Origin of the sequence: Paraburkholderia sp., assembly GCF_026225065.1 — a bacterium.
Taxonomy (GTDB): domain Bacteria; phylum Pseudomonadota; class Gammaproteobacteria; order Burkholderiales; family Burkholderiaceae; genus Paraburkholderia.
The window spans coordinates 1-25,491 of record NZ_JAMFSB010000321.1 but is presented as its reverse complement, the minus strand read 5'-3'; the positions used below and the strand labels follow the sequence as shown (position 1 = coordinate 25,491).

Sequence of the window (25,491 nt, the reverse complement as noted above, 5' to 3'; positions counted from 1 at the left end):
GACGAGATCCACACGCTGATCGGCGCGGGCGCCGCGTCGGGCGGCACGCTGGACGCGAGCAACCTGCTCAAGCCGGCGCTGTCCAACGGCTCGATGAAGTGCATCGGCGCGACGACGTTCACCGAATACCGCGGCATCTTCGAAAAAGATGCGGCGCTGTCACGCCGGTTCCAGAAGGTCGATGTGACCGAGCCGACCGTCGAACAGACGGTGGCGATCCTGCGTGGCCTGAAGTCGCGTTTCGAAGAGCACCATGGCGTGAAGTATTCGTCGGGTGCGCTGTCGGCGGCGGCGGAACTGTCGGCACGCTTCATCACGGATCGTCATCTGCCGGACAAGGCCATTGACGTGATCGACGAAGCGGGCGCGGCGCAACGCATCCTGCCGAAGTCGAAGCAGAAGAAGACTATCGGCAAGGGCGAGATCGAGGAAATCATCTCGAAGATCGCGCGTGTCCCGCCGCAAAGTGTGTCGCAGGACGATCGCAGTAAGCTGCAAACGCTGGACCGCGACCTGAAAAGCGTGGTGTTCGGGCAAGACCCGGCCATCGATGCGCTGTCGGCTGCGATCAAGATGGCGCGTGCAGGTCTCGGCAAGCTCGACAAGCCGATCGGCGCGTTCCTGTTCTCCGGCCCGACCGGCGTCGGCAAGACCGAAGTGGCCAAGCAACTGGCGTTCACGCTGGGTATCGAGCTGATCCGCTTCGACATGTCCGAGTACATGGAACGTCACGCGGTGAGCCGTTTGATTGGCGCGCCGCCGGGCTATGTTGGTTTCGATCAGGGTGGTCTGCTGACGGAAGCCGTGACGAAGAAGCCGCATTGCGTGCTGCTGCTCGACGAAATCGAAAAGGCGCATCCGGACATCTACAACGTGCTGCTGCAGGTCATGGACCACGGCACGCTGACGGACAACAACGGTCGCAAGGCGGATTTCCGTAACGTCATCATCATCATGACGACGAACGCGGGTGCCGAGGCCATGGGCAAGTCGGTGATCGGCTTCACGACGCGCCGCGAAACCGGCGACGAGATGGTCGACATCAAGCGCATGTTCACGCCGGAGTTCCGTAACCGTCTGGACGCAACGATCAGCTTCCGCTCGCTCGATGAGGAAATCATCATGCGCGTGGTCGACAAGTTCTTGATGCAACTGGAAGATCAGTTGCACGAGAAGAAGGTCGATGCGCTCTTCACCGACGCGCTGCGCGCGCATCTGGCGAAGCACGGTTTCGATCCGCTGATGGGTGCGCGTCCGATGCAGCGTCTGATCCAGGACACGATCCGTCGCGCACTGGCCGACGAGTTGCTGTTCGGCAAGCTCATGAGCGGTGGCCGCGTGACGGTGGACGTGGATGCGGAAGACAAGGTCCAGCTCACGTTCGACGAGCAGGCCGCGCCGCGCAATCCGAATCCGGAAGCGGTCGAAGTCGAGTAAGAATCTTAAGTTTCTCGCAGCAAGCAAGGTAAAACGGCGTGGGTCATATGGCCCACGCCGTTTTTTTATTCCACTGCCGCGGTCCGGGAACTTCAGGAATTGCCCGGTGCTGTTGAGCACCCGACCGACAGGAGACCTCAGTGTTTGCCGGTGCTGCCGAAACCGCCTGCACCGCGGTCGCTTTGTTCGAAGTCCTCGACGATATTGAATTCAGCCTGCACGACCGGCACGATGACGAGTTGCGCGAGCCGCTCCATTGGATTCAGCGTGAACGCGGTTTGCCCGCGATTCCACGTCGAAATCATCAGTTGACCTTGATAATCCGAATCGATCAATCCCACCAGGTTGCCGAGCACGATACCGTGCTTATGTCCGAGGCCCGAACGCGGCAGGATCAGAGCCGCATAGCCGGGATCGCCGACGTGGATAGCCAGACCCGTCGGCACCAGCGCGGTTTCGCCGGGTTGCAGCGTCAGCGGTTCGTCGAGACATGCGCGTAGGTCGAGGCCGGCGCTGCCAGTCGTGGCGTAGGCCGGGAGTTGGTCGCGCATACGGGCGTCGAGAATCTTCAGGTCAAGTTTCATGCAGTTCGAGTGTGAGAGAGGGGGTAAAAGGTCGGCGCGAAGTTAGTTCAGCTCAGTTCAAGCACCAAGCTTGAAAGCGTCCGCGAGCAGTTCGTAAGAGCGCAACCGCGCGCGATAACTGCCGGCTACGGTCAGGACCACCAGTTCGTCGGCCTCGAACTGCTCCTGCAGCGTGAGCATCCGTTCGGTCACACGTTCAGGTGTGCCGATGATGCTGCGCGGCTTCTCGCGGTCGATCACCAGGCGCTCGCGCTCGCCGTATTCCTGGGCGAGGCCCTGCTCGATGTTTGGAATCGGCGCGTTCAGGCCGTAGGCCATCTGCACGCGGCGCAGGTCGACGGCTTTTTCCAGCGCCGCCGCTTCCTCGTCCGTATCCGCGCAGATGACGAACACCGCAGCGGCCAGATATGGTTGCGCTTCGTTGCCGGGTTTGAAGCGCTCGCGATACGCCTGCGCGACCTGGTGACCAAAGTGCGCGTTGATGAAGTGTGCGAACGCGAAGCGGATGCCGAGTTGCGCAGCCAGCAGGCCGCCGAACTCGCTCGATCCAAGCATCCACAGTTGCGGCCGTGTCTCAACCTGTGGCTGCAGCAGCACGCCTTGCGCCACATGTTCGGCTGGCAGCGTGCCGCTCATCAGCCCGACCAGATCGGCCACCTGCTGCGGGAAAATATCGCCGCGGTTATAGGCACCCGCTGCCACGGCCTGCGCCGTGCGCATATCGCCGCCCGGTGCGCGGCCGACGCCAAGGTCGATGCGATTCGGAAACAGCGCTTCGAGCATCATGAACTGCTCGGCGACCTTGAAGGGGCTGTAGTACGGCAGCATCACGCCGCCGGAGCCGAGGCGGATGCGCTTCGTCACGCTTCCCAGGCGCGCGAGCATCACTTCGGGGCACGGGTTCGACACGCCGCGCAGGCCATGGTGTTCGGCGCACCAGTAGCGTGTGTAGCCGAGATCGTCGGCAAGCTGCGCGAGTTCGATGGTGGCGGCGATCGCGTCCGCCACCGAGTGCCCGTCGATCACGGGCGTTTGATCGAGCACGGAAAGTAGCGTCATGACAGTGCTGCTCCAGGGTGATCCAAGGGTCCGGCAAGAAGGACCGCCTGGTTGCCGGATCGTTACCGGATCAGGCTCGTATCGGGCAGGCGTTTGGCGATTTCGGCAATCAGAGCGCCCGCCAGCGTCTGCTTGTCTGCGCGCGGCAGTTTGGTCGCGCCGCTCGCTTCGAACAGGACGACTTCGTTGTCGTCGAGGCCGAAGGTGAGCGGGCCGAGATTGCCGATCAGAAGCGGTACATTCTTGCGTACACGCTTTTCTTCGCCGTGTACGTCGAGGTCGCCGCTCTCCGCTGCAAAGCCGACACAGAAGGGTGGATGCGGCAGCTTAGCTACCGAGGCCAGAATGTCCGGATTTTCAACAAAGGTGAAAGTGGGCATGACGCGTTCGGCGGTCTTCTTGATCTTGTGTTCGCTGATGTGGTCGACGCGCCAGTCGGCGACAGCGGCCACGCCGATGAAGATGTCATAGTCGGGCACCGCGCGCATCACGGCGTCGTGCATCTGCTGCGCCGTTTGCACGTCCTCGCGGATCACGCCCCACGGCGTCTCCAGCGCGACCGGCCCGGCGATCAGATGCACGTCCGCGCCAGCCTGCTGCGCCGCGCGTGCGAGCGCGAAACCCATCTTGCCGCTCGAGCGATTGGTGATGCCGCGCACCGGGTCCAACGGTTCGAAGGTCGGGCCAGCGGTCAGCAGCACGCGGCGGCCGGCGAGAATCTTCGGCTGGAAAAACGAAGCGATCGCCTCGTAGGTGGCGGCGGCTTCGAGCATCCGCCCGTCGCCGACTTCACCGCAAGCCTGCGGACCTGAATCCGGGCCAAGCACTTCGATTCCATCGGCGCGCAGTTGGGCAACGTTGCGCTGCGTGGCCGGGTTCTGCCACATCTGGCGATTCATCGCCGGCACAACGAGCAAGGGGCAATCACGCGCCACGCATAGCGTCGAGAGCAGATCGTCGGCCATGCCATGCGCCAGCCTGGCGAGGAAATCGGTCGACGCCGGCGCGATCACAATCGCATCCGCTTCGCGCGACAGATCGATATGTGCCATGTTGTTCGGCACGCGCGCATCCCACTGGCTCGTGTAGACCGGACGGCCTGACAGCGCCTGCATCGTGATGGGGGTGATGAACTGCGTGGCCGCTTCGGTCATGACGACCTGCACGGTCGCGCCTGCCTTGGTAAGCAGGCGCGTGAGTTCGGCGATCTTGTAGCAGGCAATCCCGCCGCTCATGCCGAGGACGAGATGTTTTCCTGCGAGTTCTGCGGTTGCCAACGAAAGCCTCCGAGACAAAGCAACAGCGTTAGCGCGAGACGCGTACGCGCCGCAATTCGTCGAGCACGAGCAGGAGTGCACCGATCGTGATCGCGCTGTCGGCGAGGTTGAACGCCGGCCAGTGCCAGGTGCCCACGTGGAAATCGAGGAAGTCGATCACGTGGCCGTACGCCAGCCGGTCGATCACATTGCCGAGCGCCCCGCCGAGAATCAGCGCCAAAGCCGTGCAGAAGAGTTTCTGCGCACCGTGACGCTTGAGCAGATAGCAGATCACCAGCGCCGCTACCACGCCAAGGCCCGTAAAGGCCCAGCGCTGCCAGCCGCCCGCCATGGCGAGGAAGCTGAACGCGGCGCCGCGGTTGTAGACCAGGATGAGGTTGAAAAACGGCGCGACCGCATGCGGCACGCCGTAGGCAAACACCTTCTGGACTGCAATCTTCGTGAGCTGATCGAACAGAATCACGATCAGCGCCACGCCAAGCCACGGTGCCAGCGAACCGCTGGCGGGTTTCGACAGACTTCTTGTTGCCATTATGCCGCGCTCCTCGTTTCGCCGCTTCCGAACAGATTGCTAAAGCACCGGCCGCACAGCGACGGGTGTTCGGCGTTCTCGCCGACGTCCGCGCGATAGTGCCAGCAGCGTTCGCACTTGAGATATTTCGATGCGACCACTTCGACGCTTTCGGCAGCTTCCTCGTCGACCTTCACGACCGTCGCGGCGGACGTGATCAGCACGAATTTCAGATCCGCGCCGAGGCTCGCCAGCGCGTCGTGACGCGCACCGCTCGCGCGGATTTCGACTTCGGCCTGCAGCGACGAGCCGATCAGATTGGCAACGCGCGCTTCTTCCAAGGCCTTGGTTACGTCGCTACGCACTGCGCGCAACAGGGTCCATTTGTCGAGCAACGCAGCCGCATCTGCCACTTCCGGATACGCGTGATATGTCTCCGTGAAGATGGTCTCGTTGTTCGGCTGGAAGATCTTCCACGCTTCTTCCGCGGTGAACGACAGGAACGGCGCCATGATGCGCAGCAGTCCATGAGCGATTTGATACAGCGCGGTCTGAGCGGCGCGGCGCGCGACGGAGTCCGGCGCCATGGTGTACAGACGGTCCTTCAGCACGTCGAGGTAGAAACCACCGAGGTCTTCCGAGCAGAACGTCTGCAGCTTCGCCACGACCGGGTGGAATTCGTACTTGTCGTAGTGCGCGAGGATATCCGTCTGCAGATTGGCCGACAGCGCCACCGCGTAACGGTCGATCTCGAGCCAGTCTTCCACCGGTCGCGCGTTCTTCTCGAAGTCGAAGTCAGATAGATTCGCGAGCAGGAAGCGCAGCGTGTTGCGGATACGGCGATAGCCTTCCGTCACGCGCTTCAGGATTTCCTCGGAGATCGCCAGTTCGCCTGAGTAATCGGTCGAGGCGATCCACAGACGGATGATTTCCGCACCCAGGCGATTCGCCACTTCCTCTGGATCGATACCGTTGCCGAGCGACTTGCTCATTTTGCGGCCTTCGCCGTCGACGGTGAAGCCGTGCGTGAGCAGCGCGTTGTACGGCGGCCGGCCGTCGAGCATCGAAGCCGTCAGCAGTGACGAGTGGAACCAGCCGCGGTGCTGGTCCGAGCCTTCCAGATAGAGGTCGGCCGGGAACTGCAGTTCGTCCTTGTGCGAGCCGCGCAGCACGTGCCAGTGCGTGGTGCCCGAATCGAACCACACGTCGAGCGTGTCGCGGTTCTTTTCGTACAGGTTGGCGTCGTCGCCGATCAGCTCGCGAGGATCGAGCGATTGCCACGCTTCGATGCCGCCCTTCTCGACGCGTTGCGCGACTTCTTCAAGCAATTCCAGCGTGCGCGGATGCAGTTCGCCGGATTCCTTGTGCACGAAGAACGCCATCGGCACGCCCCATTGACGTTGACGCGACAGCGTCCAGTCCGGTCGGTTGGCGATCATGCTGAACAGACGCTGCTTGCCCCACGACGGATAGAACGCGGTGTTCTCGATGCCTTCGAGCGCAGTTTCGCGCAGTGTCTTGTCGGTGTCGTTCGGCTTCACGTCCATGCCGGCGAACCACTGCGAGGTCGCGCGGTAGATGATCGGCGTCTTGTGGCGCCAGCAATGCATGTAGCTGTGCTTGTACTTTTCCGTGTGCAGCAGCGAACCGGACGCGTCGAGCGCTTCGACGATCTTCGGATTGGCAGCCCAGATGGACAGGCCGCCGAACAGCGCGAGCGATTCGATATACCGGCCGTCGCCCATCACCGGACTGATGATGTCCGAATCGGACATGCCGTGCGCCTTGCATGACACGAAGTCTTCCACGCCGTAGGCGGGTGACGAGTGAACGATGCCGGTACCGCTTTCCGTCGTCACGTAGTCGCCCAGATACACCGGCGCCGTGCGCTTGTAGCTCGGATGCGCCGAGGCGAGCGGATGATGGAAGCGCAGGTTGGCGAGCTTGGCGCCTGTGGTGGTCGCAACAACATGCCCTTCGAGGCCGTATTGTTTCAGACACGCTTCGACGCGCTCCTCAGCGAGAATCAGCAGGCCGCGCGGTGTATCCACCAGCGCATAGACGATCTCCGGATGGACGTTCAGCGCCTGGTTGGCGGGGATCGTCCACGGCGTCGTGGTCCAGATCACGACACCGCCTTCGTTGCGCGGCAAGGCCGCGAGGCCGAACGCCTGCGCGGTTTTCTCCGGCTCCGCGAAGGCGAACAGCACGTCGATGGTCGGATCGGTCTTGTCGTGGTACTCGACTTCAGCCTCGGCGAGCGCCGAGCCGCAGTCGAAACACCAGTTCACCGGCTTCAGGCCGCGGAACACATAGCCCTTTTCCATGATCTTCGCGAGCGCGCGGATTTCGCCGGCCTCGTTCGTGAAGTTCATGGTCTTGTACGGGTTGTCCCAGTCGCCGAGTACGCCGAGACGGCGGAAGCCGACCTTCTGCTTCTCGATCTGCTCGCTCGCGTAGGCGCGTGCCTTCTGCATTACTTCAGCGGCCGGCAGCGACTTGCCGAACTGCTTTTCGATCTGGATTTCGATCGGCATGCCGTGGCAGTCCCAGCCTGGCACGTAGGCCGCGTCGAAGCCTGCCAGGTTGCGCGACTTGACGACCATGTCCTTGAGGATCTTGTTCACCGCGTGTCCGAGGTGGATGTCGCCGTTGGCATACGGCGGCCCGTCGTGCAGGATGAACTTCGTGCGGCCCTTGGAGGCCGCGCGGATCGTTTCGTAGACCTTGCGTTCCTGCCATTCCTTGACCCATTGCGGCTCGCGCTTGGGCAGGTCGCCACGCATCGGGAACGGCGTGTCGAGCAGGTTGACCGGGTAGCGTGACGGCGGTTTCGAATCGGCTTTCTTGTTGCTCATGGTGTGGTCGCAGTGAATTCGTTTGATGCGCGGTAAGGGCGCGATTTGCGCACGATGCGCGGGGCGTTGGGCGCGCCCGGCAGGCATGTCGCGTGATTCACGGACGCCCTTCGATGCGCGCAGCGAGGGCACGTGCTGCGCTTCGTGTTGACCGCGCTGACACGTACCGCGGCGGCTATCTAATTCGGTCGGTGGCTGAAGTGGCGAAGCCGGTCGAGCGGCTGCCCGGCGTGCCGCTGCCGACTGCCGCAAACCACGCGCGCGCATTGGCGACGTCGCGCGCGATCGCAGCGGTCAGCGTTTCGAGGTCGACGTACTTTTCTTCGTCACGCAGTTTCTTCAGGAATTCGACGCGCACGAGTTTGCCATACGCATCGCCGTGCCAGTCAAGCAGGTGAACTTCGAGCAGCACGCGGCCAGAATCGTCGACGGTAGGGCGCAAGCCGAGGCTCGCGACGCCTGGCAGCGGCTCCGCTTCGATGCCATGCACGCGCACCACGAAAATGCCCGCCAGCGCCGGGCGCTTGTGGGCGATTGCCAGGTTCAGCGTGGGAAAGCCAAGGTCGCGGCCGAGCTTCATGCCGTGCACGACGTGGCCGCTGATCAGGTAATCGCGGCCGAGTGCGGCGCGCGCTGCGTCGAGGTCGCCCGCCACCAGCGACGCGCGCACGCCGGAACTCGAGATGCGTGCGCCGGACGGATCCGCGACGGTGGCCATCTGTTCGACTTCAAAGCCGTGCTGGGCGCCCGCAGCCTTGAGCGAGTCGAAATCGCCCGCACGCTTCGCGCCGTAGCGGAAGTCGTCCCCGATCATTACCCAGCGGGCGTGAAGTCCGTTGACGATGATCCGCTCAACGAACGTATCCGGCGACTGGCTGGCGAAGGTGTGATTGAAATGCTCGACCACCACCCGGTCGACCCCATTGGTGCGCAGCGCTTCCAGCTTGTCGCGCAGCATGGCGATGCGCGGCGGCGCGCCGGCCGGATTGAAGAATTCGCGCGGGTGCGGCTCGAAAGTCATCACGCAGACGGGCAGCCCGCGTGCATCGGCTGCTGCCCGGACGTGGGCGAGCAAAGCCTGATGGCCGCGGTGGACACCGTCGAAGTTGCCGATGGTCAGTGCGCAGGGCGCACGGCTCTCGGCATTGGGAAGACCGCGGAAGACTCTCACAATAGCGGGTGGGGCGACTTTAAGTTGCAAAACAAACGATTATAAACGCTCAAAGCAAGCCACGGCGGCGCAGCGCCGTTCCGGCGTCCCCCGAATGATAAAATCCGCGGATGAAAAAACTTGTCATCCTGATTTCCGGGCGGGGCAGCAACATGGAAGCCATCGTTCGCGCCTGTTCGCGCGAAGAATGGCCGGCGCAAGTCGCCGCCGTGATTGCCAGCCGTCCAGACGCTGCGGGCCTTGCGTTCGCCGCGTCGCATGGTATTGCCACGGCGGTCGTTGATCACCGCCAGTTTCCCGATCGCGAGTCTTTCGATGCAGCATTGGCGCGTCAGATCGATGCTTTTACGCCTGATCTGGTGGCGCTCGCCGGCTTCATGCGTGTTTTGACGCCCGGCTTTGTCGATCGCTACGCGGGGCGCATGCTGAACGTGCATCCGTCGCTGCTGCCGAGCTTTGCGGGCCTGAAGACTCACCAGCAGGCGCTCGATGCCGGCGTCCGGCTGCACGGCGCGTCTGTCCATTTTGTCACGTCGCAGCTCGATCATGGGCCGATCGTGGTCCAGTCAGCCGTGCCGGTGCTGAACGGCGACGACGCCGCGGCGCTCGCCGAGCGCGTGCTGGCCACCGAACACATTATTTACCCACGCGCGGTGCGCTGGTTCGTCGAAGGGCGCCTTGCGCTCGACGGACCGCGCGTCACGCTCACGCCGCCGGAGCCGCAGTGGCTCTTTGCCGACATCAATAGCAAGAAGATCGCCGGAGAGGGCGTATGAGACTACATGGATTTTTGATTGGACAAACCGAAACGCTGCTCGCGGACGTGCTGAAGCTGGCCGGCCCCGCGGACGCAGCCACCAGCCGCTTTTTCCGCGCCCACCCGAAGCTTGGGCACGGCGAGCGCGGCGTGATCGCCGAGGCGGTCTTCGCAGTGCTGCGGCGCCGGATGGAGTTCGCCCATCTGGCCGAAAGCGGCGCCGGCAGCCCGGCGCGCCGGATGGCCTTGCTGGGCCTGATGCAGACGGCAGGGCGCTCGGCGTTGAAGCCATTCATTTCCGACTCCGAGTCCAACTGGCTCGAACACGTCGCGAAGATCGATCCGGAAAGCCTGCCGCTGCGGATTCGCATGAATCTGCCCGACTGGATCTATCAGGCACTGTCAAGGCGCTTCGAGGCTGAAGAGCTGGCGCAACTGGCCGCCGCGCTGAACTATCCGGCGCCGCTGGATCTGCGCGCCAACCCGATCAAGGCGACTCGCGACGAGGTACTCGGCGCCCTGTCCGTCGCCGGTATCGAGGCGGGCTCCACGCCGTTCGCGCCGTTCGGCGTGCGGGTGGTCGGCAAGCCTCCGCTTACCAAGCTCGACGCGTTCCAGAACGGTTGGGTCGAAGTGCAGGACGAAGGCAGCCAGTTGCTGTGCACGCTGGTCGCGCCGAAGCGTGGCGAAATGATCGTCGACTTCTGCGCCGGCGCGGGCGGCAAGACCCTCGCCTTGGGCGCGATGATGCGCTCCACCGGCCGTCTGTATGCGTTTGACATCTCCGAGCGGCGCCTCGCCAAGCTCAAGCCGCGCCTTGCGCGCAGCGGGCTGTCGAACGTCAATCCGGTGCTGATCGACAGCGAGCACGACGCGAAAATCAAGCGTCTGGCGGGCAAGATCGACCGTGTGCTGGTGGACGCGCCGTGCAGTGGGCTCGGCACGCTGCGGCGCAATCCGGATCTGAAATGGCGCCAGTCGCCGGAATCGGTTGCGGAGCTCGCGCCCAAGCAGTTGTCCATCCTGACGAGCGCCGCGCGCCTCGTGAAGGTGGGCGGGCGTCTGGTCTACGCGACCTGCAGCATCCTGGAGGCGGAGAACGAGGCCATCGTCACGCAGTTCCTCGCCAATCACGCGGGCTTTGCCCTGGTGCCGGCGCGTGAGGTGCTGGCCGAACAGCGCATCGAGGTTGAAATGGGTGACTACCTGTCCCTGTGGCCGCACCGCCACGCCACCGACGGCTTCTTCGCCGCGGTGCTGGAGCGGCGCGCTTAAGGGCGCCTGAAGCGTCGCTGGCGCGCTGCCTGCCTTGCTGTAACCGCAGGCATGCCGCGCCCGGCGCCTCCACGAAACCATGCACAACCGGATCTTCTTTCACCTGTTTGGCGACGTCGCCCATGACTTCGGCCAGCCCGTGATGCTCTGGCAGGTGGGCGTGCTGCTCGGCACGCTCGCGCTTGCGTGGGGGCTCGCCTGGCTGCTGCGCCGGACCCTCGATTTACGCCGCCAGACGCGCTATCAGGCGCTGCGCTTCGGCGCGGAAAGCCTGAATCGCGCATTTTTCCCGCTGATCGGCGCTGCGCTGGTCTGGATCGCGCAGGCGGTTGCCGCCCCGTTCATGCACACTGCGCTGCTCGATCTCGCGTTGGTGCCGCTGTTCGGCATCGGTCTGATCTACGTGATGTTCTTCCTCGCCCGCCGCGTGTTCGCGAGCCATGGCGAAGCCCATAAGTGGCTGTTCCTCGTCGAGAAAGTCGTCTCGCTGATCGTCTGGATCGGCATGGTGCTCACCGTGATGGGCATTCAGGACGATGTGCTCGACTGGATGGCGAGCGTGCACTTTCGCGTCGCCAATGCGCACATGACGCTACTGTCGCTCTCGACGGGGCTGCTGTGGGTCTGCGTGACGATGATCGTCGCGATGTGGCTCGGGGCGGCGTTCGAAGAGCGCCTGATGCGCTCGAACACGCTCGATGTGAATCTGAAAGTCGTGGTGTCACGGGTCGGCCGGGCTTTGTTCGTGCTGGCGGCGGTGCTGATCAGCCTGTCGCTGGTGGGCATCGATATCACGGTGCTGGGCGTGTTCGGCGGCGCGCTGGGCGTCGGACTCGGCTTCGGTTTGCAGAAGATCGCCAGCAACTACGTATCGGGCTTCATCATCCTGATCGACCGCTCGTTGCGGATCGGCGACACGATCAACACCGGCGGTCTGCAGGGCATGGTCACGCAGATCCGCACCCGCTACACGGTGGTGCGCGGTCTCGATGGTATCGAAACGCTGATCCCGAACGAAAAGCTGATCACCGATGTCGTACAGAACCAGTCGTCCTATCTGACGCGCGGCTACACGAAGATCGCGGTGGCAGTGGCTTATACGTCGGACGTCGAACAGGCGATGCAGTTACTCGTGCGGGCCACCGACGGGGTGGAGCGCGTGCTGCGGGATCCGGCGCCGACGCCTTATCTGGCCGGCTTCGGGCCGGATGGCATCAACCTCGAACTAGGCTTCTGGATCGAGGATGCGGCACTCGGCACCGGTGGCGTGCGCTCGGCAGTCAATCGCAACCTCTGGCGACTCTTCGGCGAAAACGCCATTTCGATCCCGTTCTCGCAGCGCGAAGTGCGGATCGTCGGTGCGGGCGACATACTGTCGCGACCGGTAACTATGACCGGAGATGCCGCCAACGAGCCGGGCAGCGCCGCCTGACGGGGCGGCGGGACATCGCGGAGGGTGCTAAAAAGACACATCAGCGTGTTTGCCCTGGTTGCTGGGTTGCAAAAAATCCCCAATTGTTACAAACACTTGGAACGGTTCAAGTAGAATAACGTCCAAGCTGTTTGTATGCTTTCACTTTCTTGACGCCGCGTTTTTGGTTACCCTTGGGTTGGCCTTTAATTGCCCTCTTTCGGTTACGTTGTTCGCGTTGTCTTCCTGGTGTCCTGTCACTCTCGTTCCACAGGTAAATTGCCTTGTTGAATTCCTTGCTTGATTTCCTTGCCCACGGTCTGTTGCGCTTCTCGTGGTGGCAACTCGTGGTGTACACGCTCGTGGCGACGCACATCACGATCATCGGCGTGACCGTGTATCTGCACCGTTGCCAGGCGCACCGCGCCCTCGACCTGCATCCTGCCGTCAGTCATTTTTTCCGCTTCTGGCTGTGGATGAGCACGGGCATGTTGACCGGCCAATGGGCCGCGATCCATCGTAAGCACCACGCCAAGTGCGAGACCGAAGAAGATCCGCACAGCCCGCAAACGCGCGGCATCTGGAAGGTGTTGCTGCAAGGCGCGGAACTCTATCGCACGGAAGCGAAGAACGAAGAAACGATGCGCAAGTTCAGTCACGGCACGCCGAACGACTGGATGGAACGCAACGTCTACACAAAGTACCCGATTCTCGGCGTGAGCCTGATGATGGTGCTCAACGTCGCGCTGTTCGGCCTCGTCGGCCTGACGGTGTGGGCTGTGCAGATGATCTGGATTCCGTTCTGGGCAGCAGGCGTGGTCAATGGCCTCGCGCACTTCTGGGGCTATCGCAACTTCAACTCGTCGGATGCGAGCACCAACATCTTCCCGTGGGGCATCCTGATCGGCGGCGAAGAACTGCATAACAACCACCACACGTATGCGACGTCGGCCAAGCTGTCGAACAAGTGGTACGAGTTCGATATCGGCTGGATGTACATCCGCATCATGTCGGCGTTCCGCCTCGCCAAGGTGAAGAAGATTGCGCCCACGCCGCGTCTGACCACCGGCAAGCTGGTGCTCGACCAGGACACGTTGCAAGCCGTGCTGGCCAACCGCTATGAAGTGATGGCCCGCTACGGTAAGGCGCTCAAGCGCGCCTATCGCCAGGAACTGGCGCATCTGAAGGAAGTGGGCGCGCGTGAAAAGTATCAGGTAATGCGCGGCGCACGCAGCTGGTTCCACAAGGAAGAGGCTGGCCTCGACGAACCGCAGAAGCGTCAACTGCCGCAAATTTTCGCGAACAGTCAGAAGCTGCGCACCTACATCGAGTTGCGCAACGAACTGGCCGCCATGTGGGAGCGCTCGAACGCTTCACGCGACCAGTTGCTCGTGCAGTTGCAGGATTGGTGTCACCGCGCGGAACAAAGCGGCATCAAAGCCCTTCAGGAATTTGCGATGCGCCTGCGTCGCTATGCGTGAGTAAGAACATAAGCGCGAAATCAATTAAAATTTAGTCACGTCACAAAACCCCGCGTTGGCGGGGTTTTGCTTTTTTGGGCCGCCGAAAACGCCGGACGTGACGCGCAGGATGTCTATCGCATGTGGCATGTGCGCCCATGTGCACGATGCTCATCACGCACGGCGATGAGCGGCAAATCAGTAGGGCAGAGGGGATCATGAATCAGCAAGCGATCAGGAGCGTCGAATACGACCGGCCGCAAGCGCAGGGCCTGACGTGCGGCATCGGACAGGCGTGGGCGAAGGTGCCGGACGCGCCGTCGGCGGAAGAAAAACTCGCCCTAAAAGCGCGCATTCGAGAGTTGCTTGTGCGTGAGAAGGCAGTGCTCGTCGCGCACTATTACGTGGATGCGGAGCTGCAGGAGCTCGCCGACGAAACCGGCGGGTGCGTCGCGGACTCGCTCGAGATGGCGCGTTTCGGCCGCGATCATGACGCACAGACGCTGGTCGTCGCCGGTGTGCGCTTCATGGGCGAGACCTCGAAGATTCTCAGTCCCGACAAGCGGGTGCTGATGCCGGATCTCGATGCGACCTGCTCGCTCGATCTGGGCTGTCCCGTCGACGAGTTTTCTGCTTTCTGCGATGCGCATCCGGATCGCACTGTGGTGGTCTACGCGAATACGAGCGCGGCCGTGAAAGCGAGGGCGGACTGGATGGTGACGTCGTCGATTGGACTGGAGATCGTGGCGGACCTGCATGCACGCGGCGAAAAGATCATCTGGGCGCCGGACCGGCACCTCGGCGGTTATATCCAGAAGAAGACCGGCGCGGACATGCTGCTATGGCAGGGCTCGTGTCTCGTGCATGACGAATTCAAAGGCATCGAACTCGATCTGCTGCGCGAGCAATATCCCGATGCGAAGGTGCTGGTGCACCCCGAGTCGCCGGAAAGCGTGGTGGCTCAGGCGGATGTCGTGGGTTCGACGACGCAACTGATCGACGCCGCGCAACGGCTCGATGCGAAGCACTTTATCGTCGCGACGGACCTTGGCATTCTGTACAAGATGCGCCTGGCTGCACCGGGCAAAACGTTCATCGAGGCGCCTACCGCCGGCAACAGCGCCACTTGTAAGAGTTGCGCGCATTGCCCGTGGATGGCGATGAATGGACTCGCGAACCTCGCCGACGTGCTGGAGCGCGGCCACAACGAGATCTTCGTCGATCGCGCGGTGGGCGAACGGGCACGGCTGCCGATCGACCGCATGCTTGATTTTGCTGCGCGCCACAGGAAGCGCGTGCAGACGAGCGGCGACCTGGCTAAGGACACGGCGTTGTTTTCGAACGTGGGCGCGGCGTAATCGGGCGGCGGCCACGCATCATCAGGGGCGATATCAGGCCGCAGGCTGATGCAGTGTCGCCGCCGTTTGCCGAAGAGGTACGCTCTGGAGAACCGCGCGCGTCAGATATTGCGATTGCGCACATTCTCCGGCGACAGAACCGTGGGCAACGCTTTCGGTAGCGCAGCGGGCCAGTCGCGGCTGAAGTGAAGCCCGCGGCTTTCGCGTCGTGAACGTGCGCTCTCGACGATCAATGACGCAACGTCGACCAGATTGCGCAGTTCGAGCAGATCGCGGCTCACCTTGAAGTGCGCGTAGTACTCGTGGATTTCATCGCGCAGCAGCGCCAGACGATGCTTGGCGCGCGCGAGCCGCTTATCGGTTCGGACTATGCCCACGTAGTTCCACATCAGGCGGCGCAGTTCGTCCCAGTTATGCGCGACGACCACCTCTTCGTCCGGATCGGACACGCGGCTTTCGTCCCAGTCGGGCAGTGGCGCGTGGACTGCGGCGCCGAAGCCCTCCCCCTCGATTGCCGCAGCCGCGGAACGACCTATCACCAGGCACTCGAGCAGCGAGTTGCTGGCCAGGCGATTGGCGCCATGCAGGCCGGTGCAGGACGTCTCGCCGACCGCATAGAGGCCAGCGAGATCGGTGCGGCCAGCGAGGTCCGTGACGACGCCGCCACAGGTGTAATGTGCCGCCGGGACGACCGGAATCGGCTCTTTGGTGATGTCGATCCCAAACTCCCGACAGCGCGCGAGGATGGTCGGAAAGTGTTCTTGCAGGAACGAGGCCGGTTGGTGACTGATATCGAGGTACACACAGTCGATACCGCGCTTCTTGATTTCAAAATCGATCGCACGGGCGACGATATCGCGCGGCGCCAGTTCGGCACGCTCATCGTGCTGAGGCATGAAGCGGGTCCCGTCCGGCAGCTTCAGAATGCCGCCTTCGCCACGCACCGCTTCCGAGATCAGGAAAGACTTTGCATAGGGATGGAACAGGCACGTGGGATGGAACTGGATGAACTCCATGTTCGACACGCGGCAGCCAGCGCGCCACGCCATGGCGATGCCATCGCCTGTCGCGGTGTCGGGGTTCGTCGTGTACAGGTAGACCTTGCCCGCGCCACCGGTAGCGAGCACCGTGTGCGGCGCCTCGATGGTGACGGTGCGGCCGCTTTCGAGATCGAGCGCGTACAGGCCGTGGCAGCGACGCCCCGGCAGGCCGAGGCGGTCCGAGGTGATCAGGTCTATCGCATAGTGGTTTTCGAGCAGCGTGATATTCGGATGGCGGCGCACGCGCTCGCTTAACGTGGCGACGACCGCATGACCGGTCGCGTCCGCTGCGTGAATGATGCGGCGATGACTATGCCCGCCTTCGCGCGTGAGATGAAAGCCGAGCTCGGCGGCGTCGTCTTTGGTGAACGGCACGCCTTGCGCGATCAGCCACTCGATCGCTTCGCGTCCATGCTCGACGATGAAGCGCGTTGCGGCCTCGTCACACAAGCCGCCGCCGGCGATGAGCGTGTCGTTGACGTGGTTCTCGATACTGTCCGCGGAATCCAGCACGGCGGCGATGCCGCCTTGCGCCCAATCGCTGGCGCCTTCGGTCATCGATACCTTGGCAATCACTGCGACCCGCCGCGTCTCCGCCAGATTCAGTGCAACACTCAGACCCGCCAGGCCACTACCGACAATTGCCACATCAAAATTCATTTCCTGCGTCTCCGTCACTTGATCAGCGGTTGCGACTCGTGTCGCCGCTCACCGATAAACGAACAAGGATACGCGTCGCAGGACATGAGGGAAAGCTGGCCGGATGGCTAATGATGCAAGCGGGGGGAATGGAAGCGCGACGCGCACGCATGCCGGAATGGAAGAGCGGCCGCTAGAGTTAGCAGCGAGGCAGGAAGTACCGAGAACAGAGCGCGCTGGAATTTTCATCATTTAGCGCGCCGCAAAACAAAAAGCCCCACACAAGTGCAGGGCTTTCGTCTTCGTCAACAAGCAGGAAGCAAGATCTTATTTGATCTTGGTTTCCTTGTACGGCACATGCTTGCGAACGACGGGATCAAACTTGCTGATCTCCATCTTTTCCGGCATGTTGCGCTTGTTTTTCGTCGTGGTGTAGAAGTGACCCGTACCTGCGGTCGATTCCAGCTTGATCTTGTCGCGTGCGCCTTTGGCCATGATTTACTCCTTAGGCTTCACCGCGTGCGCGCAGGTCTGCGAGCACGGCGTCAATGCCGTTCTTGTCGATCAGACGCAGGCCGGCGTTCGAAACGCGCAGACGCACCCAACGGTTTTCGCTTTCCACCCAGATGCGGCGGTTTTGCAGGTTCGGCAGGAACCGGCGCTTGGTTTTGTTGTTCGCGTGGGAAACGTTGTTGCCGCTCATCGGCGCTTTCCCAGTTACTTGGCATACGCGTGCCATATGAGAGCACTCCTAATACGCTAATTCTGAGTTCGGACGCCGCGAAAGTTATCCGGAAGGTCCGCGGTGATCGCTCAGTTGCGTTCAGTCGCTTATCTCCCGAAAGGCCTTTGATGGCTTCGGAACAGGGTTGGAAACAGGCAAACCGGAATTCTAGCAGAAAAAAAGCCGATAAATCAAACCTTATTTGCGATCCGGCTAGCAGGACAAGGTGCAGCAACAACGGCAATCCGACGGGCATTCCGGCGTTGACGGCTCTGGGATTCACGACCATCCGGCGCGCGCAAACGAGAAGGTCTCGTGCGTGCCGATTACAAGGTGATCGACCAGATGGACGTCGATCAGCGCGAGAGTGTCGCGCAGCACCTGCGTCAGATGCCGGTCGCTCGCGCTGGGTTTCACCGCGCCGGAGGGGTGATTATGCGCCACGATCATGCTTGCCGCATTCGCGGTTAGTGCACGGCGGACAATTTCGCGTGGATAAACCGCCATCCGCGTGAGCGAGCCGCGCGAGCTCTCCTCGGTGACGATCAGGCGATGCCGGGCGTCCAGAAACAGGCAGACGAACACTTCATGCGGCTTGGAGCCAATCAGCAGGCGTAAATAGTCCTCGACCGCCTCAGGTGAGTCGATGATCGTTTTTTCGCGCATTTTTTCGACGAGCGAGCGTCGCGCCAGTTCGAGGATGGCGAGCAGTTGCGCCGTCTTGGCGGGGCCTATGCCGGGCAGTCCCTTGAAGTCAGCAGGTGTAGCGTCGAGCATCGCACGCAGCGAGCCAAAGCGTTTCAACAGCGAGTCGGCGATGACGAACACATTGTGACCCGGCAGTCCCGAGCCCAGCACCAGCGCCACCAGTTCGGCGTCGGCCAGGGTGCCGGGCCCGAAATCGAGCAGCCGCTCACGCGGCATGTCACGCTTCCGGCGCCAGCGTTTGGGTGCAGCCGGCTTAAGCCGGGCCGCGTCAGGCGCGACCGCCTCTGGCACGGCTACCCCAGATGCGGTTGCCCCAGACACGGCGCCCTCGGACGCAACCGTCTCAGGGGCAGCCAGCTTACGCGCCCCCGCCTTACGCACGGCCGCCCCTCGCGCATCCGGCCTTGCGGCCACATCTGCATCGAACGGCGCCAGCACGCTGACCTCCGTAGCAGGAATTGCCGTTACCCCGGCGCAAGCGTAATAGTCCATCTCATCGTTCTCCTGTTCGCGGGCGGGAAAAGTCCTCGCCCATGGCGCTTGTGCCTACGATGCACCCAAGCCGCCGCTTGATATGTGGCTTACAATAGAGCCTTTGCGCACGGCGCCGTAACGGCTTGCCACCCGCACAGGCTGCGCCTCGGCGCCCGTGTGCAGCGCGTCCCGACTGAACGAGTACCGCATGAGCATCATCGACATCTCTGAAGTGAAACCCGGTTCGCACCTCACGCTCCATTACCGGCTTTCGCTTGCCGATGGCGCTGAAGTCATCAACACCTTTACCGAAAAGCCAGCCACGCTGCTGCTGGGTGCAGGCCAACTTGCGCCGCCACTGGAAGACATTTTGCTGGGATTGAAGGTCGGCCACCATTCGACCTTTCAGCTACCCGCCGGGCAAGCATTCGGTCCGCGCAATCCAGAGCTGATCCAGCGGGTCTCGCTCGCCACGCTGCGCGAAAACAGCATGATCGGTGAGGATTTTTCGCCGGGCGATCTCGTCGAATTCAACGCACCGGGTGGCGGACGCTACGCAGGCGTGCTGAAGGAAGTCGGCGAAACGTCCGCCCTGTTCGATTTCAATCACCCGCTCGCCGGCCAGGCGCTGGCGTTCGAAGTGAAAATCATCGGGATTCTGTAAACATGAGCACCACGGATACGACTCTGACTGAAGCCGAGATCCTGCTGGCGCAACCGCGCGGGTTCTGCGCGGGTGTCGATCGGGCAATCGAAATCGTCGAACGCGCGATCAAGCTGCACGGTTCGCCTATCTACGTGCGCCACGAAATTGTTCACAACGCCTACGTTGTCGAGGATTTGCGCAAGAAGGGCGCTATCTTCATCGAGCAGTTAGAGGAAGTGCCGGCCGGTAACACCGTCATTTTCAGTGCGCACGGCGTTTCCAAGACGGTTCGCGCCGAAGCCGAGTCGCGTGGTTTACGCGTGTATGACGCGACCTGTCCGCTCGTCACCAAGGTGCACATCGAGGTGGCGAAGATGCGCCAGGAAGGCTTCGATATTGTGATGATCGGCCACAAGGGTCATCCGGAGGTCGAAGGCACGATGGGGCAGGCGGGCGAGGGCATGTATCTCGTCGAAGATATCGACGACGTACAGAAACTGTCGCTCGAAGACCCCGAGCGGATTGCCTTCGTCACGCAAACCACCTTGTCGGTTGACGACGCCGCCGAGATCATCGCTGCGCTCAAAGCCAAATATCCAGAGATTCGCGAGCCGAAAAAGCAGGACATCTGCTATGCCACGCAGAATCGCCAGGACGCTGTCAAATTCATGGCGCCGCAGTGCGACGTGGTGATCGTGGTGGGGAGTCCGAACAGCTCCAACTCCAATCGCCTGCGCGAAGTCGCCGAGAAGCGCGGCATTCCCTCCTATATGGTTGACTCGCCCGACCAGATCGATCCGGCCTGGATCGTCGGCAAGCGTCGCATTGGCGTCACCGCCGGCGCGTCGGCGCCCGAAGTGTTGGCGCAGGCCGTCATTGCCCGTTTGCGCGAACTGGGTGTGCGCAACGTGCGTGCGCTCGAAGGCATCGAGGAAAATATCGCGTTTCCTCTGCCGCGCGGCTTGGGTCTGCCTGCCTGACCAATTCCTAACGTCTCGTAAGAAAAGCGCGCCCACGGCGCGCTTTTTTATTTCCGCTCTCTGCGAACTGCGTCTTTTAAATAAGTGTCACATCACAGAAATAGACCCGTTTGCAGCGCTCGTAATGGAAATTTTTTGCCTCCGAGCGATTTTATTTTATTGGTTCGGATGTGATCGATCCCCGTTTTATCTATTGATATCCGACACCTCATAATTTTGATGCACTAGCATTGTGCGTATGGGAGGCGGGATATAAAAAGGTAGTACTTATCGCTCAGCGCTGTAAATCCGGGACTTGACCGCGACTGCCGCAACACTTGATGCTGCTTGAGTCTAGCTTGGTGCAACTGATGCACGAAAAAATGTCGCAACCGGGTTGCGCCCCTTACTGATTATTAGTCGCAAAATAAGGTTGCAATGCAGGAAAACCCTGCCGTTTCAACAATATTGCCCATCGCATAATTGGAGTTACAATGCGCGCGTTCTCAAGGTCTCTGGCCTGCGGACACTGAATTTAGCAAGGCGCTGGAGACCTACCTAATGCGAGCCAAGTTTGCTTACGCCGCGTCGTTCGCGGCCGAGGTTACGAAGTTGACCGCGTATTGCCGGTTTAGGCAAACACAACGAAAACGGGGCGCGATTGCTGCTTGAGGACATCACCACGCAGGGGTCGACGCTCGACGGCCGGAAGATCCGGCCGCAGCTGGCCGCGAAGCGTATCGCGCAGATGAATGACACATCTGCGCCCGCCATTGGCAAATGGCTCGCGGGCGAGCTCGCGAAGACCGCCCGTGCGAGCGGCGCAAAAGTCGTTGCCGGGGAAGCAGCGAATGACCAGGCCGCGGATTTCCCGGCTTTTCTCACCAGAATGAAGTGTGTTCAGCCGGACCTGAACGGGTCCGGCTGTATGAACGCGACGGGCGGACCGCTAACGAAGCAGGCGGCCAGGCTCGGTATCAGGGCAAAAATCCTTGGCGGCGACGGTGTGTGGACCGACAAGGTGGGGGAGCTGGCGAAATCCGCCGTGCAAAACCCGGTCAGCCTGGAGGCGGCATTCGCGCTTTCGGACATGACCAAAGGCGCGGGCTTCGAGAAGAAGCATGAAGGCCGCTCCGACACACCGGTGCAGAGTGACGCGCCGCTCACGTATGAGGCTTTGTCCGTGAGCGTCGAAGCAATCAAGCGCGCCCACTCAATCGATGCGCCCGAGGTGCTGGCTGCGATGCCGTCCCCCGATTACGACCGCGTAACCGGCTCCATCGCATTCGACGACAAGGGTGATTTGAAAGAAGGCGCTATTACGCTTTACGACTTCAAGGACAGCGAAGCTGCGGTCCTCGAAGCCGTAGAGATGTAATGACGGGACGTACAGCCTGACGGCACCTTGGCCCACCCATGGTGTCGTTTTTGCATCCGTTTCCGGCGAGCCAGCGACTGTGACCCAGTCGCAAGACAAGCCGGTGGCGGATAACCCTTACCGGTCTTTTACATCAGTACCCGCAGTGCCGTTGCGATTTGTGTGAAGCATCACCGCCCACCGATGATGACGAACGCAAATCCAGTCGCACGGGCTAAGGAGCATTAAATGGATATCTTCATCCAGCAGATCCTCAACGGACTGGTGCTTGGCAGCGTTTACGCCATCATCGCACTGGGCTATACGATGGTTTACGGCATCCTGGGCATCATCAACTTCGCGCATGGCGATGTGTTGATGGTGGGCGCGATGGTTGCGCTTTCAGCCATAGGCGTGCTGCAGAACCACTTTCCGGGACTAGGCCATGTGCCGACGCTCATCATCGGGCTGATCGTTGCAGCCGTCGTGTGCTCGCTGGTCGGCTACACGATCGAGCGGGTGGCCTACCGGCCGCTGCGCCGCGCGCCGCGTCTGGCTCCGCTGATCACCGCCATCGGCGTGTCGATCCTGCTGCAGACGCTTGCGATGATGATCTGGTCGCGCAATCCGCTGCCGTTCCCGCAACTGCTGCCCACTGATCCGCTCAACGTGATCAAGGCCGGTCCCAACAATCCGGGCGCCGTGATCTCGATGACTGAAATCGTCATCATCGTGGTCGCGTTCCTCGTGATGGGCGGGCTGCTGCTGCTCGTGCACAAGACGAAGCTTGGCCGCGCGATGCGCGCGATTGCCGAAAATCCGAACGTCGCGAGCCTGATGGGCGTGAACCCGAACTTCGTGATCTCGGCAACCTTCATGATCGGCTCGGCACTGGCTGCGCTGGCCGGCGTGATGATCGCCTCCGAGTACGGCAACGCTCACTTCTATATGGGCTTTATCCCCGGTCTGAAGGCCTTTACTGCGGCGGTGCTCGGCGGTATCGGCAATCTCGGCGGCGCGATGGTCGGCGGTGTGGTGCTTGGCCTGATCGAACAGCTGGGTGCGGGCTACATCGGCAACCTCACGGGTGGCGTGTTCGGCAGTAACTACCAGGACGTGTTCGCCTTCATTGTGCTGATCGTCGTGCTGGTGTTCCGTCCGTCGGGCCTGTTGGGCGAACGTGTCGCAGATCGCGCGTAAGGAGCAAATAACATGACCTCAATTCAACCGATCGAGCCGTCCACGACGCTCATCCCCGAGAAGAACACGACGAAGACACTGACGGTCGGCATCATCACCGCGGTACTGGTCATCGTTGCGCCAATGATCATCGGCGCAGCCGGCGGCAACTACTGGGTGCGGGTGCTCGACTTCGCCATGCTCTACGTGATGCTGGCGCTCGGCCTTAATGTGGTGGTCGGCTTTGCCGGCCTGCTCGACCTGGGCTACATCGCGTTCTACGCGATCGGCGCCTACACCACGGCCCTGCTGTCTTCGCCACACCTGTCCACGCAATTCGCGTGGATTGGCCACCTGTTCCCGGGCGGCCTGCATACGCCGTTCTGGATCATCGTGCCAGTCGCCATGGCGCTTGCCGCGACGTTCGGCGTTCTGCTCGGTGCGCCGACGCTGCGTCTGCGTGGCGATTACCTCGCCATCGTGACGTTGGGGTTCGGGGAAATCGTGCGGATCTTCATGAACAACCTCGACCGTCCGGTGAACATCACCAACGGTCCGCAGGGGATCACGGGTATCGATCCGGTGAGCGTGGGCGGCTTTAGTCTCGCGCAGACCCACACGTTCCTCGGCTTCCAGTTCACGACGGTGTACATGTATTACTACCTGTTCGTGCTGTGCTCGCTGCTGGTGATCTGGGTCTGTACGCGTCTGCAGCACTCGCGTATCGGCCGCGCGTGGGCCGCGATCCGCGAAGATGAAATCGCCGCCAAGGCCATGGGCATCAACACCCGTAACGTGAAGCTGCTGGCGTTTGCGATGGGCGCGTCGTTCGGCGGCCTGTCGGGCGCGATGTTCGGCGGCTTCCAGGGTTTCGTGTCGCCGGAGTCGTTCACCTTCTGGGAATCGGTCGTGGTGCTGGCCTGCGTGGTGCTGGGTGGTATGGGCCACCTCCCGGGCGTGATTCTCGGTGCGGTGCTGCTCTCCGTGTTCCCTGAATTCCTGCGTTCGACGATGGGCCCGCTGCAGAACATGCTCTTCGGCCATGAAATTGTCGATACCGAAGTGATCCGTCAGCTGCTGTACGGTCTTGCGATGGTTCTCATCATGCTGTACCGCTCGGAAGGCCTGTGGCCGGCGCCGAAGCATGAGGACAAGATTGCGAAAATTGCGAAGCGCAACAGCAAGAAGCCGGTGCGCGCCTAACGGGCTGGGCAGGGCTACGGCCCTGCATGGGACCGGGGTAAGCGCTAAAGCGCTAACTCCGGTCGACATGGAGAACATCAATGAGTGATAACAACATCCGCCTGTCCGTTAAAGGCGTGAACAAGCGCTTCGGCGGGCTGCAGGCATTGTCCGACGTCGGCCTCGAAATCAAGTCTGGCGAAATCTACGGCCTGATCGGGCCGAACGGCGCCGGCAAGACCACGTTCTTCAACGTGATCACGGGGCTGTACACGCCGGACTCCGGCGACTTCAGACTGGACGGCGTATCCTACACGCCGACCGCGGTGTACCAGGTCGCGAAGGCGGGCATTTCCCGCACGTTCCAGAACATTCGCCTGTTCGGCGGCATGACCGCGCTGGAAAACGTGATGGTGGGCCGTCACGTGCGCACGAAGCACGGCCTGATCGGTGCGGTGTTCCAGACGCCGTCAGAGCGCAAGGAAGAGCGTGAGATCAAGGAACGCGCGCTCGAACTGCTCGAGTACGTCGGCGTGCTGCAATACGCGGACTACACGTCGCGCAACCTGTCATACGGCCACCAGCGCCGTCTCGAGATTGCTCGCGCATTGGCAACCGATCCGAAGCTGCTGGCGCTGGACGAACCGGCCGCCGGCATGAACGCGACGGAGAAGGTCGAGCTCACCAAGCTGCTCGACAAGATCCGCGGGGACGGCAAGACGATCCTGCTGATCGAGCACGACGTGAAACTGGTGATGGGCCTGTGCAACAACATGACAGTGCTCGATTACGGCAAGGTGATCGCCCAGGGTCTGCCGCAAGACGTGCAGAAGGACCCGAAGGTGATCGAGGCTTATCTCGGTGCAGGAGTCCATTGATGGCAAATACTGCGATGTTGAAAGTCAAGGGCCTGCAGGTCAATTACGGCGGCATTCAGGCAGTCAAGGGCATCGACCTCGAAGTCGCCCAGGGCGAACTGGTCACGCTGATCGGTGCGAACGGTGCAGGCAAGACCACGACGATGAAGGCGATCACGGGTCTGAAGGCGTACGGTGCGGGCGATATCGAGTACATGGGCCAGTCGATCAAGGGCCTGCCGGCGCATGAACTGTTGAAGCGCGGTCTGGCGATGGTGCCGGAAGGCCGCGGCATCTTCGCGCGCATGTCGATCATCGAAAACATGCAGATGGGTGCGTATCTGCGCAACGACACGGACGCTATCAAGGCAGACGTGGACCGCATGTTCGGCTTCTTCCCGCGTCTCAAGGAGCGCGCCACGCAGTACGCGGGCACGTTGTCGGGCGGCGAGCAGCAGATGCTGGCCATGGCGCGCGCGATCATCAGCAAGCCGAAGCTGTTGTTGCTCGACGAACCGTCGATGGGTCTCTCGCCGATCATGGTCGAGAAGATCTTCGAGGTGGTGCG

Annotated in this window: 23 protein-coding genes; 13 read left to right on the top strand and 10 right to left on the bottom strand. The window is 62.0% G+C overall.

Going from position 1 to position 25,491, the window contains the following annotated elements; all coding sequences use genetic code 11:
* On the top strand, positions 1-1,437 hold a 1,437-nt coding region (locus M0954_RS22845; protein ID WP_297355641.1), incomplete at its 5' end, for an AAA family ATPase.
* A 137-nt stretch (positions 1,438-1,574) separates the two neighbouring features.
* Here M0954_RS22845 and dut read toward each other — a convergent pair.
* From dut to M0954_RS22815, 6 genes are all read right to left on the bottom strand, one after another.
* Entirely contained in the window at positions 1,575-2,021 is a 447-nt protein-coding gene (gene dut, locus M0954_RS22840; protein WP_122153566.1) for a dUTP diphosphatase, read from the bottom strand.
* A 57-nt stretch (positions 2,022-2,078) separates the two neighbouring features.
* Positions 2,079-3,080 (bottom strand): LLM class flavin-dependent oxidoreductase, encoded by a 1,002-nt coding sequence (locus M0954_RS22835; protein ID WP_297355639.1) that lies wholly within the window; start codon positions 3,078-3,080, stop codon positions 2,079-2,081.
* 62 nt (positions 3,081-3,142) lie between these two features.
* Positions 3,143-4,357 carry a bifunctional phosphopantothenoylcysteine decarboxylase/phosphopantothenate--cysteine ligase CoaBC gene (gene coaBC, locus M0954_RS22830; RefSeq protein WP_123385562.1) on the bottom strand — a complete coding sequence of 405 codons (1,215 nt, stop codon included), beginning with the start codon at positions 4,355-4,357 and terminating at the stop codon, positions 3,143-3,145.
* Positions 4,358-4,385: 28 nt separating this feature from the next.
* Positions 4,386-4,889: a signal peptidase II gene (gene lspA / locus M0954_RS22825; protein WP_122153569.1), complete on the bottom strand. Its 504-nt coding sequence runs from the start codon at positions 4,887-4,889 to the stop codon at positions 4,386-4,388.
* Entirely contained in the window at positions 4,889-7,726 is a 2,838-nt protein-coding gene (ileS, locus tag M0954_RS22820) for an isoleucine--tRNA ligase (RefSeq protein ID WP_297355637.1), read from the bottom strand. Before ileS ends, lspA begins: the two co-directional genes overlap by 1 nt.
* Before the next feature lie 175 nt (positions 7,727-7,901).
* Complete coding sequence (locus M0954_RS22815; protein ID WP_122153570.1) at positions 7,902-8,897, bottom strand: bifunctional riboflavin kinase/FAD synthetase; 996 nt, start codon at positions 8,895-8,897, stop codon at positions 7,902-7,904.
* A gap of 110 nt (positions 8,898-9,007) precedes the next feature.
* On the opposite strand from M0954_RS22815, the gene purN reads away from it, so the two are divergent.
* The 5 genes from purN to nadA all read left to right on the top strand — a co-directional run bounded on the left by purN (position 9,008) and on the right by nadA (position 15,158).
* Entirely contained in the window at positions 9,008-9,673 is a 666-nt protein-coding gene (purN, locus tag M0954_RS22810) for a phosphoribosylglycinamide formyltransferase (RefSeq protein WP_297355634.1), read from the top strand.
* Positions 9,670-10,929, top strand: coding sequence for an RsmB/NOP family class I SAM-dependent RNA methyltransferase (locus M0954_RS22805; RefSeq protein ID WP_297355632.1), 1,260 nt, complete (start codon positions 9,670-9,672; stop codon positions 10,927-10,929). Before purN ends, M0954_RS22805 begins: the two co-directional genes overlap by 4 nt.
* A 79-nt stretch (positions 10,930-11,008) precedes the next feature.
* Entirely contained in the window at positions 11,009-12,361 is a 1,353-nt protein-coding gene (locus M0954_RS22800) for a mechanosensitive ion channel domain-containing protein (RefSeq protein WP_297355630.1), read from the top strand.
* 263 nt (positions 12,362-12,624) lie between these two features.
* Entirely contained in the window at positions 12,625-13,821 is a 1,197-nt protein-coding gene (locus tag M0954_RS22795) for an acyl-CoA desaturase (protein ID WP_122153574.1), read from the top strand.
* 197 nt (positions 13,822-14,018) lie between these two features.
* Entirely contained in the window at positions 14,019-15,158 is a 1,140-nt protein-coding gene (gene nadA / locus M0954_RS22790) for a quinolinate synthase NadA (protein WP_297355628.1), read from the top strand.
* Between the two features lie 101 nt (positions 15,159-15,259).
* Here nadA and nadB read toward each other — a convergent pair whose 3' ends face one another.
* The 4 genes from nadB to radC all read right to left on the bottom strand — a co-directional run bounded on the left by nadB (position 15,260) and on the right by radC (position 18,761).
* The gene (nadB, locus tag M0954_RS22785) at positions 15,260-16,858 is read right to left on the bottom strand and encodes an L-aspartate oxidase (RefSeq protein WP_122153575.1); all 1,599 of its coding nucleotides are present in this window, start codon (positions 16,856-16,858) and stop codon (positions 15,260-15,262) included.
* Positions 16,859-17,164: 306 nt separating this feature from the next.
* A complete protein-coding gene (rpmG, locus tag M0954_RS22780; RefSeq protein ID WP_074263557.1) occupies positions 17,165-17,332 on the bottom strand; it encodes a 50S ribosomal protein L33 in 168 nt (55 codons plus the stop codon).
* A 10-nt stretch (positions 17,333-17,342) separates the two neighbouring features.
* Positions 17,343-17,576, bottom strand: coding sequence for a 50S ribosomal protein L28 (gene rpmB / locus M0954_RS22775; RefSeq protein WP_007180631.1), 234 nt, complete (start codon positions 17,574-17,576; stop codon positions 17,343-17,345).
* Positions 17,577-17,840: 264 nt separating this feature from the next.
* The gene (radC, locus tag M0954_RS22770) at positions 17,841-18,761 is read right to left on the bottom strand and encodes a DNA repair protein RadC (protein WP_297355626.1); all 921 of its coding nucleotides are present in this window, start codon (positions 18,759-18,761) and stop codon (positions 17,841-17,843) included.
* A gap of 190 nt (positions 18,762-18,951) precedes the next feature.
* On the opposite strand from radC, the gene M0954_RS22765 reads away from it, so the two are divergent.
* From M0954_RS22765 to M0954_RS22735, 7 genes are all read left to right on the top strand, one after another.
* Positions 18,952-19,407 carry a peptidylprolyl isomerase gene (locus M0954_RS22765; RefSeq protein ID WP_122153576.1) on the top strand — a complete coding sequence of 152 codons (456 nt, stop codon included), beginning with the start codon at positions 18,952-18,954 and terminating at the stop codon, positions 19,405-19,407.
* 2 nt (positions 19,408-19,409) lie between these two features.
* Positions 19,410-20,369, top strand: a complete 960-nt coding sequence (gene ispH, locus M0954_RS22760; protein WP_122153577.1) for a 4-hydroxy-3-methylbut-2-enyl diphosphate reductase — start codon at positions 19,410-19,412, stop codon at positions 20,367-20,369.
* 640 nt (positions 20,370-21,009) lie between these two features.
* Positions 21,010-21,726 carry an ABC transporter substrate-binding protein gene (locus tag M0954_RS22755; protein ID WP_297355624.1) on the top strand — a complete coding sequence of 239 codons (717 nt, stop codon included), beginning with the start codon at positions 21,010-21,012 and terminating at the stop codon, positions 21,724-21,726.
* 228 nt (positions 21,727-21,954) lie between these two features.
* Positions 21,955-22,905, top strand: a complete 951-nt coding sequence (locus M0954_RS22750; protein ID WP_122153578.1) for a branched-chain amino acid ABC transporter permease — start codon at positions 21,955-21,957, stop codon at positions 22,903-22,905.
* A gap of 12 nt (positions 22,906-22,917) precedes the next feature.
* Positions 22,918-24,087 carry an ABC transporter ATP-binding protein gene (locus M0954_RS22745; protein WP_122153579.1) on the top strand — a complete coding sequence of 390 codons (1,170 nt, stop codon included), beginning with the start codon at positions 22,918-22,920 and terminating at the stop codon, positions 24,085-24,087.
* An 80-nt stretch (positions 24,088-24,167) separates the two neighbouring features.
* Entirely contained in the window at positions 24,168-24,944 is a 777-nt protein-coding gene (locus M0954_RS22740) for an ABC transporter ATP-binding protein (RefSeq protein WP_297355622.1), read from the top strand.
* Positions 24,944-25,491, top strand: a 548-nt coding sequence (locus tag M0954_RS22735) for an ABC transporter ATP-binding protein (protein ID WP_297355620.1), incomplete at its 3' end; no start/stop codon positions are given. The genes M0954_RS22740 and M0954_RS22735, both read left to right, overlap by 1 nt.

Excerpts from the sequence above, each read along its gene's own strand:
- purN (WP_297355634.1), top strand. The coding sequence starts at position 9,008 with ATGAAAAAACTTGTCATCCTGATTTCCGGGCGGGGCAGCAACATGGAA.
- rpmG (WP_074263557.1), bottom strand. The coding sequence starts at position 17,332 with ATGGCCAAAGGCGCACGCGACAAGATCAAGCTGGAATCGACCGCAGGT.
- M0954_RS22765 (WP_122153576.1), top strand. The coding sequence starts at position 18,952 with ATGAGCATCATCGACATCTCTGAAGTGAAACCCGGTTCGCACCTCACG.
- ileS (WP_297355637.1), bottom strand. The coding sequence starts at position 7,726 with ATGAGCAACAAGAAAGCCGATTCGAAACCGCCGTCACGCTACCCGGTC.
- M0954_RS22745 (WP_122153579.1), top strand. The coding sequence starts at position 22,918 with ATGACCTCAATTCAACCGATCGAGCCGTCCACGACGCTCATCCCCGAG.
- M0954_RS22835 (WP_297355639.1), bottom strand. The coding sequence starts at position 3,080 with ATGACGCTACTTTCCGTGCTCGATCAAACGCCCGTGATCGACGGGCAC.
- M0954_RS22805 (WP_297355632.1), top strand. The coding sequence starts at position 9,670 with ATGAGACTACATGGATTTTTGATTGGACAAACCGAAACGCTGCTCGCG.
- nadB (WP_122153575.1), bottom strand. The coding sequence starts at position 16,858 with ATGAATTTTGATGTGGCAATTGTCGGTAGTGGCCTGGCGGGTCTGAGT.
- radC (WP_297355626.1), bottom strand. The coding sequence starts at position 18,761 with ATGGACTATTACGCTTGCGCCGGGGTAACGGCAATTCCTGCTACGGAG.
- nadA (WP_297355628.1), top strand. The coding sequence starts at position 14,019 with ATGAATCAGCAAGCGATCAGGAGCGTCGAATACGACCGGCCGCAAGCG.
- dut (WP_122153566.1), bottom strand. The coding sequence starts at position 2,021 with ATGAAACTTGACCTGAAGATTCTCGACGCCCGTATGCGCGACCAACTC.
- rpmB (WP_007180631.1), bottom strand. The coding sequence starts at position 17,576 with ATGGCACGCGTATGCCAAGTAACTGGGAAAGCGCCGATGAGCGGCAAC.
- M0954_RS22800 (WP_297355630.1), top strand. The coding sequence starts at position 11,009 with ATGCACAACCGGATCTTCTTTCACCTGTTTGGCGACGTCGCCCATGAC.
- M0954_RS22740 (WP_297355622.1), top strand. The coding sequence starts at position 24,168 with ATGAGTGATAACAACATCCGCCTGTCCGTTAAAGGCGTGAACAAGCGC.
- lspA (WP_122153569.1), bottom strand. The coding sequence starts at position 4,889 with ATGGCAACAAGAAGTCTGTCGAAACCCGCCAGCGGTTCGCTGGCACCG.
- ispH (WP_122153577.1), top strand. The coding sequence starts at position 19,410 with ATGAGCACCACGGATACGACTCTGACTGAAGCCGAGATCCTGCTGGCG.
- M0954_RS22750 (WP_122153578.1), top strand. The coding sequence starts at position 21,955 with ATGGATATCTTCATCCAGCAGATCCTCAACGGACTGGTGCTTGGCAGC.